The 1,810-nt window shown below is 59.1% G+C and carries 2 protein-coding genes and 1 pseudogene; 2 read left to right on the top strand and 1 reads right to left on the bottom strand.

The annotated features are described in order from the left end of the window. Positions 1 to 541: 541 nt before the first annotated feature. On the top strand, positions 542 to 925 hold the full coding sequence (locus BO39_RS29365) for a hypothetical protein (protein ID WP_043840426.1): 384 nt from the start codon (positions 542 to 544) through the stop codon (positions 923 to 925). Positions 926 to 986: 61 nt separating this feature from the next. Here BO39_RS29365 and BO39_RS29360 read toward each other — a convergent pair whose 3' ends face one another. Next, positions 987 to 1,151: a hypothetical protein gene (locus BO39_RS29360; protein WP_245615474.1), complete on the bottom strand. Its 165-nt coding sequence runs from the start codon at positions 1,149 to 1,151 to the stop codon at positions 987 to 989. Positions 1,152 to 1,556: 405 nt separating this feature from the next. On the opposite strand from BO39_RS29360, the pseudogene BO39_RS29355 reads away from it, so the two are divergent. Then, positions 1,557 to 1,810, top strand: a pseudogene (locus BO39_RS29355) (PAS domain-containing protein); the annotation flags it as partial.

The following is a 1,810-nucleotide window of genomic DNA, read 5'->3' as shown; positions in this document are numbered from 1 at the left end:
TCACCGGTGTCGGTGGCATCCACGATCATGCCTTGCGTCTTGAGCATGAGGGTCAGCCCACGCGAGGTGGTCAGATCATCTTCTACCAGCAGGACACGCATGGAAGTTTCCATTCACGAAATCGTGAAGTGTGGATACAACCATAGCGCGAAACTTGCAACGCGCTTTGACACGAGTTCGTATCTTTTTTGTCTGCGTTGGGCGAAAGAAGCCGCCGAAGTTAACCCATGGCGATCTGCTGATGGAACATTCAATGCAAAATCAATGCTTAACACGGCGGCGCTGATCTAATGCACAAACAAATGCCAATCGGAGACGTGAAGCCAGACCCCATATCACAACCAGAGGTTGAAACCCTCTTGTTTCGTGATGGTTAGAAGAGCCCGGTGGAACCTACTTCATGTCCGGCTATGCGCGCAGGAGAGATGAGGGAGGCCATGGCCTCAGCAGCTAGGCGATCACCCGCTAACTGCTTGGGTCGAAGGTTCAGAATGGTGGGGCCGGTTACCCGCTAACCGGCGCCAGACGTAAGGAACGCAGGATGCGCTACGTGCTATCCCAGTCCAACGCCGCAGCGATAACCAGTGCCCGTCTTCGTGCCTTCCGAAGCCTCTCCGATGCCCAAGCTCGCGAGCTTGAGGCAGGTCTGGCCTCGCTGCCTGGCACGTGGGAGATCGACCGTCAGGAGGGTTACGACGGTCATCTTACCCTCGTCATCACCGCGAGAGATGCAGCGCCTGAACTGTTCTTCGCCGTCTGGCGCACCAGCACCGGCCTGCAGATGAGCACCATGCAGGCTGATGAGCAGATCTCGGTGCAGGCCTTCAGCTCCATCGATGCCGTTCTGCTCGCCATCCGCCGCTGTGTCGCACCGGGGAGCCTCCTAGTCTCCCTCCCTTCCACTGCTCACTTCAGGCTCGTCTAACGCTCGCTGTATTCTCTCTGCCGAAGCACGTTGCTGATCCTGCCAGGTACGCTCCCCTGGATTAGGCGCTCCCTACCGTAGCCCAGTCATCGTCGTTGGTCGCCCGCACCACGGCAGCGAAGGGCCGCAACGCTTCCGGTCCGCCCTCCTCGTGCAGCGTACCCGCGCCCATCTCAGCAGCCAGAAGCTCGGCCTGCTCAGCCAGAAGCGCGGCGGCCTTCTGCATGGCCCCTTGCGCCACCACCAGTTCGACATAGACAGCCAGTTCCTGCCATGAACTGAGTTTGGTCGGGAAAGTGCCAGAAGAAGCATGTCATCGGCGACGGCCTACGCTAGCAGGCCAACGGCCGTCAGGAAGCCGAGGTGACCGTCGCCGCCGACGTGCTGAACCGCATGCTCGAGCTCGGGCGCCCGGAGTATGTCCGCCTCGCATGAGCCCAGATCGCAATAGGACGCAGTCCGCCAACACCACTGAGTCATGCAACACGGTGGCACCATAGCCAGAACCGCCCAGGCAAGGGAAAACAAGAGCGATTCAAGAACACACAACGTCGAAGCTTTTCGTGCCGAACGTAACGATTTGGTAGTTATATATAATTAGTCTAAGAGCGATCGCTAAACAGGATATCCCATGTTCGGGCGCGCCCAGAAGCAGAACAGCGTCGTCGCGCGCGTCACGGCGCTCGATGCCCTGCGAACGAACATCATGGTCGCGGATTGCGACCTCACGATCACCTACATGAATCCATCGGCTGTCGCCCTGATGCGCGAGGCCGAGGCCGAGCTGAAGAAGGAGTTGCCCGGCTTCAGCGCGGACAAGCTGATCGGCAGCAACATCGACGTGTTCCATAAGAACCCGGTCCATCAGCGCAAGATGCTCGCCGG

This window comes from Roseomonas aerilata DSM 19363, assembly GCF_000711725.1.
GTDB lineage: Bacteria > Pseudomonadota > Alphaproteobacteria > Acetobacterales > Acetobacteraceae > Roseomonas > Roseomonas aerilata.
The sequence above is the reverse complement of the archived record's forward strand: the minus strand, read 5'-3'. Positions and strand labels throughout refer to the sequence as shown.

What these genes read in the sequence shown, in the direction of transcription:
- BO39_RS29365 (WP_043840426.1), top strand. Translation starts at nt 542, where the DNA reads ATGCGCTACGTGCTATCCCAGTCCAACGCCGCAGCGATAACCAGTGCC.
- BO39_RS29360 (WP_245615474.1), bottom strand. Translation starts at nt 1,151, where the DNA reads ATGCAGAAGGCCGCCGCGCTTCTGGCTGAGCAGGCCGAGCTTCTGGCT.